Origin of the sequence: Desulfobaculum xiamenense (assembly GCF_011927665.1) — a bacterium.
GTDB classification, from domain to species: domain Bacteria; phylum Desulfobacterota; class Desulfovibrionia; order Desulfovibrionales; family Desulfovibrionaceae; genus Desulfobaculum; species Desulfobaculum xiamenense.
Genome location: NZ_JAATJA010000001.1, coordinates 457,690 through 472,626 on the forward strand (window position 1 = coordinate 457,690; position 14,937 = coordinate 472,626).

Annotated in this window: 14 protein-coding genes; 2 read left to right on the forward strand and 12 right to left on the reverse strand. The window is 61.8% G+C overall.

Annotation, left to right across the window (positions count from 1 at the left end; all coding sequences use genetic code 11):
- From GGQ74_RS02075 to GGQ74_RS02105, 7 genes are all read right to left on the reverse strand, one after another.
- On the reverse strand, positions 1-855 hold the full coding sequence (locus GGQ74_RS02075; protein ID WP_167939881.1) for a menaquinone biosynthetic enzyme MqnA/MqnD family protein: 855 nt from the start codon (positions 853-855) through the stop codon (positions 1-3).
- Between the two features lie 121 nt (positions 856-976).
- Entirely contained in the window at positions 977-1,648 is a 672-nt protein-coding gene (locus tag GGQ74_RS16200; RefSeq protein ID WP_167939882.1) for an adenylate kinase, read from the reverse strand.
- 101 nt (positions 1,649-1,749) lie between these two features.
- A complete protein-coding gene (gene tilS, locus GGQ74_RS16205; RefSeq protein WP_167939883.1) occupies positions 1,750-2,775 on the reverse strand; it encodes a tRNA lysidine(34) synthetase TilS in 1,026 nt (341 codons plus the stop codon).
- Positions 2,776-2,791: 16 nt separating this feature from the next.
- On the reverse strand, positions 2,792-3,127 hold the full coding sequence (locus GGQ74_RS02090; RefSeq protein WP_167939884.1) for a hypothetical protein: 336 nt from the start codon (positions 3,125-3,127) through the stop codon (positions 2,792-2,794).
- Between the two features lie 24 nt (positions 3,128-3,151).
- The gene (gene hemA, locus GGQ74_RS02095; RefSeq protein WP_167939885.1) at positions 3,152-4,513 is read right to left on the reverse strand and encodes a glutamyl-tRNA reductase; all 1,362 of its coding nucleotides are present in this window, start codon (positions 4,511-4,513) and stop codon (positions 3,152-3,154) included.
- 2 nt (positions 4,514-4,515) lie between these two features.
- Positions 4,516-5,343 carry a cytochrome c biogenesis protein CcsA gene (gene ccsA, locus GGQ74_RS02100; protein WP_167939886.1) on the reverse strand — a complete coding sequence of 276 codons (828 nt, stop codon included), beginning with the start codon at positions 5,341-5,343 and terminating at the stop codon, positions 4,516-4,518.
- Positions 5,330-6,007, reverse strand: a complete 678-nt coding sequence (locus tag GGQ74_RS02105) for a precorrin-2 dehydrogenase/sirohydrochlorin ferrochelatase family protein (protein ID WP_167939887.1) — start codon at positions 6,005-6,007, stop codon at positions 5,330-5,332. Before GGQ74_RS02105 ends, ccsA begins: the two co-directional genes overlap by 14 nt.
- A 151-nt stretch (positions 6,008-6,158) precedes the next feature.
- Here GGQ74_RS02105 and GGQ74_RS02110 point away from each other — a divergent pair, with 151 nt between their 5' ends.
- Together GGQ74_RS02110 and GGQ74_RS02115 are read left to right on the forward strand one after the other, a co-directional pair.
- Entirely contained in the window at positions 6,159-7,454 is a 1,296-nt protein-coding gene (locus GGQ74_RS02110) for a glycosyltransferase family 9 protein (protein ID WP_209280053.1), read from the forward strand.
- Between the two features lie 18 nt (positions 7,455-7,472).
- The gene (locus GGQ74_RS02115) at positions 7,473-8,756 is read left to right on the forward strand and encodes a CgeB family protein (protein WP_167939888.1); all 1,284 of its coding nucleotides are present in this window, start codon (positions 7,473-7,475) and stop codon (positions 8,754-8,756) included.
- Positions 8,757-8,811: 55 nt separating this feature from the next.
- Here GGQ74_RS02115 and GGQ74_RS02120 read toward each other — a convergent pair whose 3' ends face one another.
- The 5 genes from GGQ74_RS02120 to GGQ74_RS02140 all read right to left on the reverse strand — a co-directional run bounded on the left by GGQ74_RS02120 (position 8,812) and on the right by GGQ74_RS02140 (position 14,849).
- Positions 8,812-9,774, reverse strand: coding sequence for a hypothetical protein (locus tag GGQ74_RS02120; protein WP_167939889.1), 963 nt, complete (start codon positions 9,772-9,774; stop codon positions 8,812-8,814).
- 130 nt (positions 9,775-9,904) lie between these two features.
- The gene (locus GGQ74_RS02125; protein WP_167939890.1) at positions 9,905-11,152 is read right to left on the reverse strand and encodes a replication-associated recombination protein A; all 1,248 of its coding nucleotides are present in this window, start codon (positions 11,150-11,152) and stop codon (positions 9,905-9,907) included.
- Entirely contained in the window at positions 11,136-11,864 is a 729-nt protein-coding gene (locus tag GGQ74_RS02130; RefSeq protein WP_167939891.1) for a 16S rRNA (uracil(1498)-N(3))-methyltransferase, read from the reverse strand. The genes GGQ74_RS02125 and GGQ74_RS02130 overlap by 17 nt, the downstream gene beginning before the upstream one ends.
- A 99-nt stretch (positions 11,865-11,963) precedes the next feature.
- Positions 11,964-13,046 (reverse strand): glycine cleavage system aminomethyltransferase GcvT, encoded by a 1,083-nt coding sequence (gene gcvT, locus GGQ74_RS02135; protein WP_167939892.1) that lies wholly within the window; start codon positions 13,044-13,046, stop codon positions 11,964-11,966.
- Positions 13,047-13,100: 54 nt separating this feature from the next.
- Positions 13,101-14,849 (reverse strand): hypothetical protein, encoded by a 1,749-nt coding sequence (locus tag GGQ74_RS02140; protein ID WP_167939893.1) that lies wholly within the window; start codon positions 14,847-14,849, stop codon positions 13,101-13,103.
- Between the last annotated feature and the right edge of the window lie 88 nt (positions 14,850-14,937).

The window sequence follows — 14,937 nt, forward strand, 5'->3', positions numbered from 1 at the left end:
CTAGAGTGCCCAGCGCAGGCCGGGAACGCCGGGAATGAGGCCGAGACGGCGGCAGTAGTCGCCAAAGAGCACAAGCGAGGCCTCCTCGCGCGGGCCGAGGTCGTAGTCGAGGGTGGAGAGGTAGTCCTCGATGCCTTCGCGCGATATCCAGCCGCAGATGTCCTTCATTTCGGAAATTTCGCCGATGGACTCGTGGCAGGCGGCCTTGCAGTGCAAAAGCGCGGTGTGGACGTCGGCCAGAAGCTCGCGCTGCGCGTCGGACAGGCCGTTGCGCACGATCCATACGGCGAAGACGAAGGGCAGGCCGGTGAAGGCGCGCCATTGCTCGGCAAGGTCGATGATGTGCCAGCCCGCGGGCGGATTCAGCCAGTTTTGCAGGGCGAAGTTGCCGATTTCGAGGAAGGGGCGCTTGCAATCAAGCCCCGTGCCGGGGGTGATGGGAACCCAGTTTGCCGTGGGAAGCTTCCAGTGGAAGCTCCACAGCGTTTTGAGCAGAGCCACGGAGCTTGCCGAGGCGCGGGTGACGTGGATGTCGTTGCCGTTTTCGGCCATCCAGCGGGGCAGCTCCTCCAAGGCCACCGGGCTGACCAGAAGTACGCTTTTGACCGGGCCGGATGGGGCGGTGATGGACAGCCCAGGCAGCAGGCGGTAGCGCTCTGCGTTGGCGAGGTATTCAAAGGCCGAGGCCGGAGAGAGGTCTATTTCGCCATGCTCCAGAGCGCTGTTCATTTCCGAGGGATGGCCCGGCATGTACCTGATGCCGGACGATGGCGGGAAGTGGCGCTTAAGGGTCTGGAACAGGGGAAGGACGTTCAGGTAGCTGATCTGTCCGATGGTCAGGTGCGTATGGCTCATGGTTCGCTGTCCTTGCGTTGCATTGGCCCGCTGGGGCGGGATTCGCGGCGGGCGCGCCGGAAAAGGAAAAGGCCCCCGGAGGTATACCGCCGGGGGCCTTGGCATGCAACATGCGGATGAACTAGGCGAGCTGGGAGATAAGGAATTCCTTGATCTCGTCGATGGAGCCTTCGCCGTTCAGCTCGATGTACTTGAAGCCAGCCTCGGCAGCCTTGTCCTTGTAGAAGTAGGCGGCGGCGAGGGTGCCGGTCTTGGTGTCGTAGTAGATGTTGTGGCGCTTGTCGATGGCGTTTTCGTCCTGATCGTCAGCGCGGGCGGTGAGAGCGCCGCCGCACACGCGGCACTTGTCGCCGTCGGGAGCGATGGCGGCAATGCCGATGTTGTTGGGATGGTTGGGGTCGGTGGCGCAGAGGCGGCGACCCATGATGCGGGCCTTGGCGACCTCGCGGGGCAGCAGGATCTCGATGACGTAGTCAAGCTTCACGCCGTCCTTCTGGAGGGCGTCCCACAGCTTCTCGGCCTGCACGATGGAACGGGGGAAGCCGTCCAGCAGCCAGCCGTTGGCGGAGGAGTTCTTCAGAACGTCGAGAACCATGGGGATGGTGATGTCGTCGGGAACCAGCTCGCCCTTGTCGATGAAGGCCTTGGCCTTGAGGCCAAGCTCGGTGCCGCCGCCGATGTGCTTGCGGAAGATGGCGCCGGACTCAATGTGGTCCAGGTCAAACTTCTTCTTTGCAAGAGAACCCTGAGTGCCTTTGCCGCTTCCATTGGGGCCGAAAATAAGAATATTCACCGGTTCCTCCTTAACAAGTTGAAAATTTCACAAAGCACTATACTTCTCGCCCGCCGCTGTCAATGGCGTGCGGCGGCAAGTCCGCCAAATGCGGACAAAATTCAGCATTCACGCGGCCTGAAGAGCAGGCCCGCCGCGCTGGTCGTCACGGTCTTTGCGCCGGGAAACTGCACCGTGCGCCCCCCTTCGCCGCTTCTAAACAGGCGGTCGAGGGTATGCAGACTGTCGGCCAATGCCTGCCCCGGACCGAGGCGTTCGAGCGTCGCCTTGTAGAGGCGCAGTCGCACAGTCTGGTGCAGATCGTCAAGTATTTCGCGGGGTAAAAGTAATCCACCCGAGTGGGGAACCCCGCATTCGAGCAGGCGCTGGACCTCGCCGTCCCAGTAGTCGCGGTCGAGGCTCGCCACGCGCCATTGGGCGGCCACGGCGCGGAGAATGTTCGGGTTTTCACGAGCGAGCAGCGGAAGAACTTCGTGGCGCATGCGGTTGCGCGTGAAGGTCGTGTCCGCGTTGGAGGCGTCCTCCACCCATGGCAGGCCGAGGGCGCGGGCGCAGGTTTCAATGTCCGCACGCGTCGTGAGCAGCAGAGGTCGCACGAGGTGCCGTGCGCTGTCGATGCCGCGCATGCCGCCCAGCTCCGGCCAGCCAGCGCCGCGCGTCAGGCGCATGAGCACGTCCTCGGCGAGGTCGTCGAGGTTGTGCCCGAGGGCGATGAGGCTCGCTCCGTTGCGCTGGCGGGTTTGCTCCAGGAAGTCGTAGCGTGCGTCGCGAGCGGCCTCTTCGAGACCGATGCCGCGTGTGGCGGCGAGGGCGGCCACGTCGATGCGTGTGGTCTCGCAGTGGATATGGGCTGCCTCGCATAGGGCGAGGGCGTGGCGGGCTTCTGCGGACGATTCCTGACGCAGGCCGTGGTCGAGATGGGCCGCCAGCACCTCGCAGCGTAGGCGGTCGCGCAGGAGGGCGAGGGTGGCGAGCAGCACCGTGGAGTCCACGCCGCCGGAGAAGGCGACGAGGATGGCGGCTCCGTCCGTCTCCGCCTTCAGCTCGTCGCGCAGGAAGCGTTCGATGCCGAGACAGAAGCGCGCCTGAGCGGGCGGGATGTCCTGAAGGCGGAGAGGAAAGCGCATGGCGGCAGCCTGTGGGCTAGGCCGGGATGTCCTGTTCCCTTAAGGCGGAGTCGAGCCATTCGATGGCGTACAGCCGCTGCTCCGGGGTGGCATAGGCCACGCACGAGCAGCGGATGATGTTGCGCGCGCGGACCAGCAGCTCCATGCGCACGCCGTTTTCGAGCGTCTCGATGCCGAGGCTGTAGGGACCGCACTGCGCGGCGTGGGCGGTCTGTTCGTCGGTGTAGAGGCTTTCGGGGATGTCCAGCCAGTACATGCCGTCCATGGAGCCCTTCATGCCGTTGGCGTCGAAGGTTGCTTCAAGCCGTTTCACGTTGTCTTCGGTCAGGTCGTCGATACAGTAGAGGCGCATGTGAATCTCGCTTGAGGTTGAGGCTCAGTGCTGGTTTTCGGAGGTTCTGCCGCCGCATACGGCCCGCAGCGGTACGACCTTCTTGCGGTCTGCGTGCGCGTCTTCGGGGACATCCTCGCCGTCGAGGTTGAACATGCGGCGGGTGGTGTCGATGAAGCGCTGGGCCGCGCCTTCCTCCTGCGTGCGGCGTTTCAGGAAGGCGATGGGCTCGTGGTAGAGCTTGTGGGCGATGGAGACGACGAGGGTTTCGAGGGCCTCGCGGGTTTCGTCGGACACGTCGGGACCGAGGCGCTTGAGCGTGCGGGCCAGTTCTCGGGCGGCGATGTCCTCGCCGCGTTCGAGCAGGTCGCAGATAGTGGGATTGAGTTCCAGCGACTCCAGCCAGCGGGCGAACTGTCGCGTCTCCGAGGCGATGATGGCTTCGGCCTTGATGGCTTCCTCGCGGCGCTGGGCGAGGTTTTCCTCCACGACTTCCTTCAGGTCGTCGATGTCGTAGAGGTAGACGTTGTCCAGTCCGTTGACGTCGGGGTCGATGTCGCGCGGGACGGCGATGTCGATGAAGAACATGGGCCGGTTGCGGCGCTTCTTGAGCACGCCGCGCAGGTCCTTGGCGCGGATGACGGCTTCGGTCGCTCCGGTGGAGCTGATGACGATGTCCACGTCGGCCAGCTTGCGGTGCAGTTCCTCGAACATGATGGCCGTGCCGTTCATGCGGCGGGCAAGCTCCTCGCCACGTTCGAAGGTGCGGTTGGCCACCACGATGTCCTTCACACCAGCGTTGATGAGGTGTGTAGCCGCGAGTTCGGCCATTTCACCCGCACCCACCAGCATGGCGCGATTGTCGGACATGTCGCCGAAGATCTTCTTGGCCAGCTCCACGGCCGCGTAGCTGATGGACACGGCGGAGGAGGCGATGGCCGTCTCCGTGCGCACGCGCTTGGCCACGGAAAAGGCCTTGTGCAGCAGGCGGTTGATGATGACCTTCGCGGAGCCGAATTCGACGGACTTGCGGTAGGCGTCCTTGAGCTGGCCGAGAATCTGCGGCTCGCCGACGACCATGGAATCGAGGCTGGCGGCAACGGTGAACAGGTGCTTCACCGCTTCGAGATCTTCGTGAATGTAGACGTGGGGCTTAAGCTGCGGAACGCTGCCGCCACAGTGCGACGCCCAGAACTGAAGGACGTCGTCCGCGGTGGCGCGGTGGTCCGTCACGGCAAGGATTTCCACGCGGTTGCAGGTGGAGAGGGCAAGAGCCTCGCTCACGGGGCCGGCCGGTGTCACGAAACCGAGTTCCACGGTGTTGCAGTCCTTGAGGGCATAGGCCTCGCGGATTTCGACGCCCGCGGTACGGTGATTGAGTCCGATGAGGAATATCTTCTGTTTCATGATCACTGCATGAAGTTGTGGTGCGAGGGCACCATGAAGTTCACGACGACCAGAGAGAACACGCAGAAGGCGAAGACGGCCATGGCCAGCATGGCGGCCTTGCGTCCCCGCCATCCCATGGCCAGACGCTGGTGGAAGAGATAGGCGTACACCACCCAGATGGCGAGCGACACGATCTCCTTGGGATCACCGGTGACGATGCGGCCCCACGCGAAGCGGGCCCAGATGAAGCCGGACAAAAGGCCCACGGTGTACAGCGGGAAGCCGAACACCACGGCCAGATGGTTGGCGTGGTCGAAGGTGTTGAGCGACGGCAGATCCTTGCGGAAGCCGACCAGCTTTTCCTTGGTCTTGATCTTGCGTTCCAGATGCATGAACAGCGCGCCCGCCGCGAAGGCCATGGCCAGAAAGGCGAGGCTGAAGAACAGCGAGCCGATGTGCAGCATGAAGAACGATCCGGCCAACGCCTTGGGCATGAGCACCTTGGTGCCCGGAACCGACATGGAGGAGAGGTAGAGCAGCAGGGCCAGCGGGGATGCCGCCAGCGCGAGGAAGTCGAGCTTCAGCCTCCACCACAGGGCGAAGAAGATGGCGAGTAGCACCCAGCCGAGCAGGCTCAGGTGAAAATCGCCTTCGAGGAAGCTGCCGTAGCCCATCAGCTTGAAGTACAGGGCCAGCGAGAGGGTGTGCAGCGCGAAGCCCGCGCCGGACGACAGTCCCGCAGCGGTCTTCAGCCCCGGCCGCATGCCGAGCATGCCGCCGATGAACAGCACGGCCCCAAACGTGTAGAGCACCGTGATGCCTATCTGAAGAACATCATACAATTCCATCGAGCACTTCTCCGATGCGGGGGTGCAGGGCGGCGGGCAGTTCCTGTGTCAGGATGTCGCGCACCTGTTCCGCGTCCCCTTCGCCGATGGCCGCCATAAGCGGACCATGGGCCAGTTTTCTGAAAATTTCCGTATTCGCGGCCGTCGGCATGCCCAGTTCCAGCACCAGCGGACGGATGCGTCCCATCAGCTCCACGAACGCACCGCAGGACGGGCCAAGCGCGGCTTCGAGTTCCATGCGGATGCGCCGCGCCACGGCTGGGCTTGCGCCACCAGTGGAGAGTGCCACGACAAGGCTGCCCCTGTCGAACGTGGCGGGGACGATGAATCCGCTTTGCGTCGGGGCGTCGGCGATGTTGCACAACTGCCCGCGCGTTTCGCACATGGTGCCGATGGTCGCGTTCAACTGTGCGTTGTTGGTGCACACGAACACAAGCGTGCGTCCCTCCAGGTCGTTTTCCTCGAAGGGGCGCTGGTTATAGACCACCGCGGGGGTGTCGAGCAAGGCCTTCATCCGAGCGGAAGGCGGTGCGGTATCGACCACGAGGACCTCCGCCGGGCCGCAGGAGAGCAGGGTTTCGATCTTTCGCGTCCCCACTTCGCCAGCGCCGACGACAAGGCACCTCCGGCCCCGAAGGTTCAGGAATGCCGGATAATGTCGCATGGGCGGGTCATACCAGAAGACCAGCCCGCCTGCAAAAGGTTATCCTCGCCCACGGCCTGCGGATTCTTGCCCGAGTGCCGTTTCTGCGCTACCTTTCCCGCTGGAATGATAGCGCATCCCCGCGCATAGAATAGTACATACCGGACACCACATGTCATCGACGCCTTCCGGCGGCGTGCGCCGCCACCTCGTCATACAGCTTGCCAGATTCGGCGACCTGCTCCAGAGCAAGCGCCTTCTCGTCACGCTCGAACGCCGTCCCGACGCGGACGTGCACCTGCTCGTGGACAATTCGCTGGTGGGGATTGCCCGCATCGTCTATCCGGGCGTTACGGTGCATGGCATCGCGGCGCACCGGTCCGGTTCGCCGACGGATGCCGAAATTCTCGGCACGAATCTCCCCGTGCTGGCGGAGCTTGCCGCGCTGAACTTCGCCGAGGTCTACAACCTCAATCTTTCCGGCCTGAATTCCAGCCTGTCCACGCTGTTCGATCCCGCCACGGTTCGCGGGCATCGCATGGCGCAGGGGCAGGAACTCTCCGACCTGTGGCCGCGCATGGCCATGCGCTGGACGCGTATCCGGCGGGCGGCGGGGCTTAATCTCGTGGATTTCTGGGCCGCGATGGCCAAGAACCCCGTTGCGCCGGGCGAGGTGAATCCCGTGGCGCGGCGGGGCGGCAAGGGCGTGGGCGTGGTGCTGGCCGGGCGGCATTCCCGGCGCAGTCTGCCACCGCAGATGCTCGCGAACATCGCAGGGGCCGTGGTGCAGGGCACGCAGTCGCAGCGCGTGGTGCTGGTTGGCAGCGGCGCGGAACGCCCCCTTGCGCGGGAGTTCATGGACGTGGCCTCGCCCCGTCTGCGTGCTATGACCGAGGACACCGTGGGCCAGACGGACTGGGCCGGGCTGGTGGAAACGCTTGCCGGACTCGATGCCGTCATCACCCCGGATACCGGCACCATGCATCTCGCCGCGCATCTCGGCGTTCCTGTGCATGCGCTTTTCCTGTCCTCGGCGTGGTGTTTCGAGACCGGACCGTACGGACTGGGCCACCGGGTCTGGCAGAGCGCGGCGCAGTGCGCCCCGTGCCTCGAAGCCGCCGATTGCCCGAATGACGTGGCCTGCCTCGCGTCCTTTGGTGGGCGGGACTTCCTGCGGCATCTGGCCGGAAACGCGGCCTTCGAGATTCCCGAGGGCCTCGTGGGCTACGTGAGTGCCTTTGACCAGCTTGGCATGACCTATCGAGCGGTGCTTGGCGACGATCCCGACGCCGCGCGCCGCGCCGCGTTTCGTGCCCTTGTGGCGCAGTATTTCGGATTGCCCATGTCCGGGCCGACGCCGGATGCCGATCTCGTGGAGCGCCTGTTCCGCGAGACGGACTGGATGCTCGGCGCGGACAATCCCCGACACGCGATGCCGGAGTGTGTTCCCGCTCCGGAGAAAGAGTAACGGCAACAGGGTTCGATCATGACATCCAAGGACACATCCGTTCGCGTTCTGCTTGTGCTGCCCATGTATGGCGGCTCGCTTCCCGTGGGGCGCTATTGCGCCCGCGCCCTGACTCGTCTGGGGCATGTGGTGGAGACCTTCGAGGCTCCCGAATTTCATCAATCCTTCGAGGCCCTGCGGCGGATGCGCGTCTCGCGCGAAAGGCTCCAGTACCTCGAAAACAGCTTTCTGAACGTGATTTCGCAGGCCATCATGGCCAAGGTGGAGGCCTTCTGCCCGGATCTCGTGCTCTGTCTCGCGCAGGCACCCATGAGCATCCAGACCCTCAAGCGCCTGCGCCGCGACGGCGTGGCCACGGCCATGTGGTTCGTGGAGGACTACCGGCTGTTCACGTACTGGATGGCCTTCGCCCCGCACTATGATTTCTTCGCCATCATTCAGGAGGACCCGTTCTTCGACGAACTGGAGGCCGTGGGGCAGTCCAACGCCCTGTATCTCCCGTTGGCGGCAGACCCTGAATTCCACTGCCCCATGGACCTGTCCTCGGTGGACAGGCGCATGTGGGGATCGGACCTGTCCTTCATGGGCGCGGGGTATCCCAATCGGCGGGTGGCCTTCCGGCGGCTGGTGAATCGGGATTTCAAGATATGGGGCACGGAGTGGGACGGCGACCCCGCCCTTGAGGCGCTGGTGCAGATGAACGGACGGCGGCTGTCGTCCGAGGAGTGCGTGAAGATTTTCAACGCCACGCGCATCAACTTGAATCTGCATTCCTCGGTGGATTCGACCAGCCTCGTCTCGAACGGGGATTTCGTGAATCCGCGCACCTTCGAGCTTGCTGCCTGCGGCGCGTTCCAGCTTGTGGACGAGCGCGCGCTCATGGCGGACCTCTTCTGGTCCGATGAGCTCGCCACCTTCCGCAGCATCCCCGAGATGGAGGAAATGATCGACCACTTCCTCGCCCATCCCGAGGAGCGCGAGGAATACGCCCGGCGTGGGCGCGAGCGCGTGCTGGCGGATCACACCTATGATCGGCGCATGCAGACGCTTCTGGATTTCGTGGCCGCGCGCCGCGAGGGCTGGCCCGCGCGGCGTGGGGGAGAGGAGTTCTTCGCCGAGTATCCGCCGGAACTGCGGGACAAGGTGCTCGCACTTCTGGACCGACTGGGCCTGCCCGCGCAGACGTCCTTCGACGACCTCGTCTGGACGCTGCGCCAGCAGCAGGGCACCCTGTCCGACGTGGAGACGGCCATCCTCTTCCTCGACGAATGGCGCAAGCAGTACGGGGGCAAGCGGGCGTAGAGGCGGGGGGAGGGCGCGATTTGAAACCGATTCATTTTAAATTAAAAGGTTAGCTTTACATTTCATGTGTTGCTCTTTTGTGCCTGAGCCCCATTATAGTTGTCGGATGGTGTCTTTTGCAAAAGCCATTTACAGTGTATTTTATAATGTATGTAATAACCCCTGTCGTAATAGTTATGGTTGGCAATGTGATGCCTTTGCTTGAAAATTCTGCGATAAGGTAGGTAGCTATGTTGCTGGGGTCTTGAATTTTGCTCAATCCCTGTTGGAATTTGCACTTCGGGGGGCAGATTGCAGGCCATAGCCTTTTTATGATTGCATTAATGAAAATTTTCCCAATTTTTACAGTGTCTTTTGGGTCAGGGGGCGGGGGAAGCATCTTTTGTTCATTAAAGGGAAGTTGGTTTTTTGCCATTTCATAGATTTGTTCCATAAATTCGATAGATTTGTGAGGTATCGATCTCCCTATCTGTTGTAAAATATCATGGTCACTGGCGTTAGACATGAAGTTCTTTTGAACGCCTTCAATAATTTCTTTTGTGGTAGGTTCTCTTGCTTCGCTTCCAAGAGATGCAAGTAGTGACTCTTCTTTAAAACGTTGAGATATGTCTTCCAAAAATGATTTGCGCAGCTCAACATTCTTAATCGCGCAAGAATTGATGGCTATGCTTAAATGACTTTGTGCGGACAGAAGATTATGTAAGTGTAAATTGCAAATAGAAAGTAAAATGTTGGCTTCTTGAAATGTTCTGGTTGTTTTGCTCGTGCTTTCTGTAATACGAAGGAGAAAGCACTCGGCTGTCTTATATTCTTTTTTTAGAATAAGCGTTTCAGATAGAAAGAGCATCATTTCATAATATTTCATATGATGCCCCGTTGGAAGGAGTATGCTTCTGATTTCGTGAAGGATGATCTTGCCAGATTCAGTGTCTCCAATTTGGCAGGCTTTGATCATTTGTGCGCGAAGATTAGTGTAGCGAGCCTTCTGCGTTTGATTCAATGCTGACGGGCGTTTCATCGGCTTTTCTCATATGTTTATAACAAGTTGTTCTTTGTTTGATGGGGGGGGCGTATCTTGTTGTGACGTGCTTTAACAGGGTCGCTTGCATATATAGCTTCCTCCTCTTCCCCCCCCAACGTTCGAAAAATCAGCGCTTCTTCTGCTGCCGACTCTTCCATAGGGCAGTCAGTTTTGCTTCCTCGCCCTGATCCTTGGCCTGATAGAAGCGGTGGCCGAGGATTTCGTCCGGCAGGTAGTCCTGCTCGACCCATGCGCCGGGGAAGCTGTGCGGGTATTTGTAGTCCCGCTTGTAGCCCCATTCCTTCATCAGCTTTGTCGGCGCGTTGCGCAGGTGGATGGGCACCGGCTTCGCGCCGTTCTTGCGCACTTCCGCCGCCGCGCGGTGGTAGGCCTCGTAGGTGGAATTGCTTTTCTTGGCCAGCGCGAGATAGATGGCGCATTCGCTCATGGGGATGAAGCCCTCGGGCATGCCCACAAATTCCACGGCCTGCTGGCAGGCCACGGCCATCTGCAAGGCCTGCGGGTCCGCGAGGCCGATGTCCTCGCCTGCCGAAAGAATCAACCGACGGCACACGAAGCGCGGGTCCTCGCCGCTTTCCAGCAGACATGCCAGATAGTAGACCGCCGCGTCCGGGTCGCTGCCGCGGATGGATTTGATGAGCGCGCTGGCGAGGTCGTAGTGCGAATCGCCCGCCTTATCGTGGCGCAGCACGATGTCCGGCAGCACGGTCTTCAGGTGTTCCGGGGCGCGATGGTCCTCGGGCAGGTCCGCCGTGTACTCCAGCAGGTTGAGGAGCGTGCGGGCGTCGCCCTGTGCCACGCCGGTGAGCAGACGCAGGCTTTCCTCGGGAATTTCAGCTCCGAGCGCCTCGGCCCCGCGTTTGGCCACTTCCATCAGTTCATGGCGCGAATGCTGGGTCAGCTTGAGCACGTGTAGCCGCGACAGAAGCTGGCGCGTCACGGAGAACGAGGGGTTCTCGGTGGTCGTCGCGATGAGCGCGATTTCGCCGGATTCGAGGATGGGCAGGAAGAAGTCCTGCTGGGCCTTGGAGAAACGGTGTAGCTCGTCGAGAATGAGCACCCGCATGCCTTGCAGGCGCTTGCGCAGGACGGTCAGCCCCGCCTCGGGAGCGCTCACGCGGATGAAGGGCAGACCGCTGTGCTGTGCGAGGAGCAGAGCCAGCGTGGACTTGCCACAGCCGGGAGGGCCGAAGAGCAGAAGGCTCGGCATGCGCTCGGATTTCATGAGCGCGTCGATCTTCTCGCGCAGGTGCGACTGGCCGATGAAGTTGTCCAGCGAGCCGGGGCGGATTCTGTCCGCCAGCGGCTGGGTGTCACGCTCCGGGCGCGGTCCGGATTCAGGATTCGTCAGCATGCTGCCTCCCCCACCAGAACAGACCAAGCGCGATGAGTGCCGCGGTTTCCCAACGCAGGATGGAGTTGCCGAGGCTTACGGCCGTGAACCCGCCCGCGATGAGCTCCTCCGCCTCGCCGGGGGCAAAGCCGCCCTCGGGGCCGAGCACGCACAGCACCCGGCCCGGACGGGTCAGCGCCGGAAAATCGAGCATGGCCGGGCAATCCGGGGATTCCCACAGCACGAAGCGGTGGTCGTAGTCCTTGCCGATTTCGACGAGTTCCCGAACGCCGCCGGGGCACACGCCGATGTTGGGCAGAAATGCGGAACCGCACTGCTTGGCGCCCGCGATGAGCTTGGCGTCCCACGTCTCCTTGCTGTCGTCCGGCACGTGGCCCTGACTGCGCTTGGCCTGCCAGAACAGCAGCCCCTCGGCTTGCAGTTCCACGGCCTTTTCGAGCAGCCAGCCGCGGCGGATGCCCTTGGCCCAGCCCAGCGCGAGGGTGATGGGGTTCGCGGGCGGCAGCGCGTCCGCGATGTCCTGCGCGGCGAGCATGACGTTCGACTTCGAGCAGGAGAGAATCTCGAAGGTGCCGGTGCGTCCGCGTCCGTCGAACAGGCGAACGGTCTCGCCGGGTTTCAGGCGCAGCACGCGGGAGAGGTGGTGAGCTTCCGGGCCGGAGAGCATATACGGCTCGCGCCAGTCGTCCGGTTCCAGATAGAAGGTCTTCATGTCTCGATCCTTGGTGAAAAAGGAAAACGCCCCGCGACGCAGCCTGTTGGGGCCGCACGGGGCGTGGTATGCCATTGGTCCCGAAGGCGGGATGCGGCCCTACAGCTTCATGCGCGCCGTTCCGTTCGTGTAGAAGGGCAGTTGCGAGCGCGTGGCGGTGATCTTCTTCGGGCCCTTGCCTGCGAGGAATTCCGTGTGAGCGGCGAATTCCTTGCGCACGTAGGCCAGCGCAACGGCGTGCCCGATGCTGGGGGCGAAGCAGCCGCTGGTTACACGGCCCACTTCCTCGCCGGAAGGCAGGAAGATCGGGTCGTCGTGCCGCGCGGCCTTGCGGCCTTCCATGGTTAGCGCGATGAGGCTTTCGCGCACGTCGAAGGCGTGCGTCTTGCCGATGTAGTCCGCGTTGGACTTGAGGAAGACGGCACAGCCCGCTTCGGCGGGGGTGTGCTTTTCGTCGAGGTCCTGCCCGTAGAGGGACAGCCCGGCTTCAAGGCGCAGGGTGTCGCGCGCGCCGAGTCCAGCGGGCTTCACGTCCGGATGGGAGAGCAGCGCCTCCCACAGGCGCAGGGCGGCTTCCTCGCGGATGTACAGCTCGTAGCCCAGTTCGCCGGTGTAGCCGGTGCGGCTGACGATGAACGGATCGTTCAGGAACTCGCATTTCTTGAACGCGAAGTAGGAGAGGAAGCTCCAGTCCGAACCGGTGACGGAGTTCAGCACCTCGCAGGCCAGCGGGCCTTGTAGGTCGATCTTGGCCATGAGTTCCGAAATGTCCTCGAAGAACATGTCTTCCGGGAGGTGTGCCTTGATCCACGCGAAGTCGATCGCGGTGCGTGCGCCATTGACCACGAGCATGTATTCGTCGTCGTTGATGCAGTAGACGATGAGGTCGTCGATGATGCCACCCTGCTCGTTGAGCAGGAAGCCGTAGCGGCAGCGGCCGGGACCCAGCGTGTCGAGGTTGTGCGTCACCAGCCGGGAGAGGCTGGCCTTGGCCTTGGCTCCCTTGAGCTTGAATTCGCCCATGTGGCAGATGTCGAACACAGACGCTCTCGTGCGCGTGTGGGTGTGCTCATCGATGATGCCGGAATACTGGACGGGCATGTCCCAGCCGGCGAAAGGCACCATTTTGGCGCCGTTGGCCACGTGCCATGCATGAAGCGGGGTGGTCAAGAGCTCTGGCAATGAATCCTCCTCCGAGAACGGAAACGGGAAAGACGTGGACTACTCGCGCAGGGGTTATACAGCAAATCCGGTCGGCTTGTCATCCTGATCGGCACGGGATTTTCTGATGGATTTGAACTCGTCCATGAGAGAAACCAGACGCCCGTAGTGCTTCTTGATTTCGAGACCGTAGGGCGTGAGATCCTCGTCCTTGCATTTCGCATAGTTGCGGACGAGGTAGCTGTCCGCCAGTATGTGCTCGCCAATGCTGATGACGTTTTGCACCAGCTGGTCGAAGTAGTTCACGATCTCGAACTTGAGGTCGTGAAGAATCGCGTTGGTCTGTTCCAGCATCTGCTTGTAGTTGATGCGCTCGCCACGAAATGTGCGATGCTGGAGGTTTTCCAACTGCTGCACCTTTCTGGCCTGCTGGATGTAGCTGTAGCGCGCCCAGACTTCCTGATACAACTCGTTCATAGCGTTGAACGTGTCGTAGTTGCCGGGGTTGAGCAGGTATGCGTCCAGCACTTTCACAACCTGCGCGTAGAAGTCGTCCGAGTAGGCGATGATGCGTCGCTGATGTTTCGTGAGCCACGCATACAGGAATTTGAGACGCTTGTCATGCGTGTCCGTATTCTCCACAACCTCGTTGCGTTTGTATACGGTGCGGCCCATGAATTCGCCCTTGGCAATGTCGTTGATGCGAACGACGAGGTTCGTGGCGTCCTTGAGCAGGTTCACGCGGGCGTTGACGAGGCCGGACCACGGATGGATGACCTCCTGCCGCAACACGGAGAGGGCGCGGTCCTGCCGGACGTTGTCGTGCGAGTAGGCGTGCTGGCGGTAGATGACGCGCAGGATGACCACCCGGCGTTCCTTATCAACAAAATATCGCCCTCGGCCAAGGCTGGCCAGTGCGTCCTTTTGCTGCTCGTCCACCTGCACGAGGGCGATCTTCTCCACGCGGGGGTAGCGCTTCTGCGAGGGGTGGGAGTAGATGGTCGTCAGCGTGCGGTCGGACTGGCCGAGAACGCGGATGAGGAACTTCTCGCCCATGGCGTGCAGCCGCCGTGCGAACAGTGCGCTGGAGGTGCGGCGCTCGGACACGATGGGGAAGCCGTAGAGTTCCATAAGGAACTGGTAGACGAAATTGCGGTTCAACTCGTAGCGGGGGTTGTCGCCCACGGTGAACTTGCCGATGCGCAGCCCGAAGCGCTTGATCTCCGTATCCAGATCGGAAGGGAACGATGCGTAGATGCCCGCGAGGTGGAAGCTGCCGTCGATGTTGCGCGCCATGACGTGGGCGCGGTCCATGTTGAGCAGATACTCCAGAATGCCGGGATACTGCTCGAGGGTCGTGAAGTCCTTGCGGGCGTAGCGCTTGCGGAATTCCTCCTGATAGGGCTTGGGCATCCTATCCTGGAAGACTCTGCGGTTCTGCTCGTAGATGTTGCGTTCGAGCGGGCAGGAACTGCCCTCGCCAGAACTTGGCGTTTCGAGAAGATCATGCAGGATGTCGAACTGGAACGGTTCGCTGAAGTAGTTCAGCGGCCGGGCGAGGGCGACCATGCTGAAGCCGGGAAGCTTCTCGTATTCGAAGGCGTCGGACTCGAACGACGGAAGGAGCTCGCGCGGTTCGACGAGCGGGTAGTTTTCGGTTTCGAAGTAGGGCTTCAGCAGGCAGTGCTTGATGTGTACCCAGTCAAGAAACCGCTTCAGGTCTTCGAGCGTTGCTGCATTGATGCTGACGGGTGATTCCTCGTCGCAGCGAAGCCCGTTGAATTCCTTCGATCTGCTGAATGCGTGTTTCCAACTGAAACGCATGCCGTTTTCCAAAGACTTTCGAAGCCTGTAAAAGGTGGGTGCTGAAATGCCAGCCGCGGCTGTGTGGTACCTCCGGTCGCAGTGAGTG

Coding starts and splice junctions, on each gene's coding strand:
- GGQ74_RS02075 (WP_167939881.1), bottom strand. CDS start 855: ATGAGCCATACGCACCTGACCATCGGACAGATCAGCTACCTGAACGTC.
- tilS (WP_167939883.1), bottom strand. CDS start 2,775: ATGCGCTTTCCTCTCCGCCTTCAGGACATCCCGCCCGCTCAGGCGCGC.
- GGQ74_RS02090 (WP_167939884.1), bottom strand. CDS start 3,127: ATGCGCCTCTACTGTATCGACGACCTGACCGAAGACAACGTGAAACGG.
- hemA (WP_167939885.1), bottom strand. CDS start 4,513: ATGAAACAGAAGATATTCCTCATCGGACTCAATCACCGTACCGCGGGC.
- ccsA (WP_167939886.1), bottom strand. CDS start 5,343: ATGGAATTGTATGATGTTCTTCAGATAGGCATCACGGTGCTCTACACG.
- GGQ74_RS02105 (WP_167939887.1), bottom strand. CDS start 6,007: ATGCGACATTATCCGGCATTCCTGAACCTTCGGGGCCGGAGGTGCCTT.
- GGQ74_RS02110 (WP_209280053.1), top strand. CDS start 6,159: ATGTCATCGACGCCTTCCGGCGGCGTGCGCCGCCACCTCGTCATACAG.
- GGQ74_RS02115 (WP_167939888.1), top strand. CDS start 7,473: ATGACATCCAAGGACACATCCGTTCGCGTTCTGCTTGTGCTGCCCATG.
- GGQ74_RS02120 (WP_167939889.1), bottom strand. CDS start 9,774: ATGAAACGCCCGTCAGCATTGAATCAAACGCAGAAGGCTCGCTACACT.
- GGQ74_RS02125 (WP_167939890.1), bottom strand. CDS start 11,152: ATGCTGACGAATCCTGAATCCGGACCGCGCCCGGAGCGTGACACCCAG.
- GGQ74_RS02130 (WP_167939891.1), bottom strand. CDS start 11,864: ATGAAGACCTTCTATCTGGAACCGGACGACTGGCGCGAGCCGTATATG.
- GGQ74_RS02140 (WP_167939893.1), bottom strand. CDS start 14,849: ATGCGTTTCAGTTGGAAACACGCATTCAGCAGATCGAAGGAATTCAAC.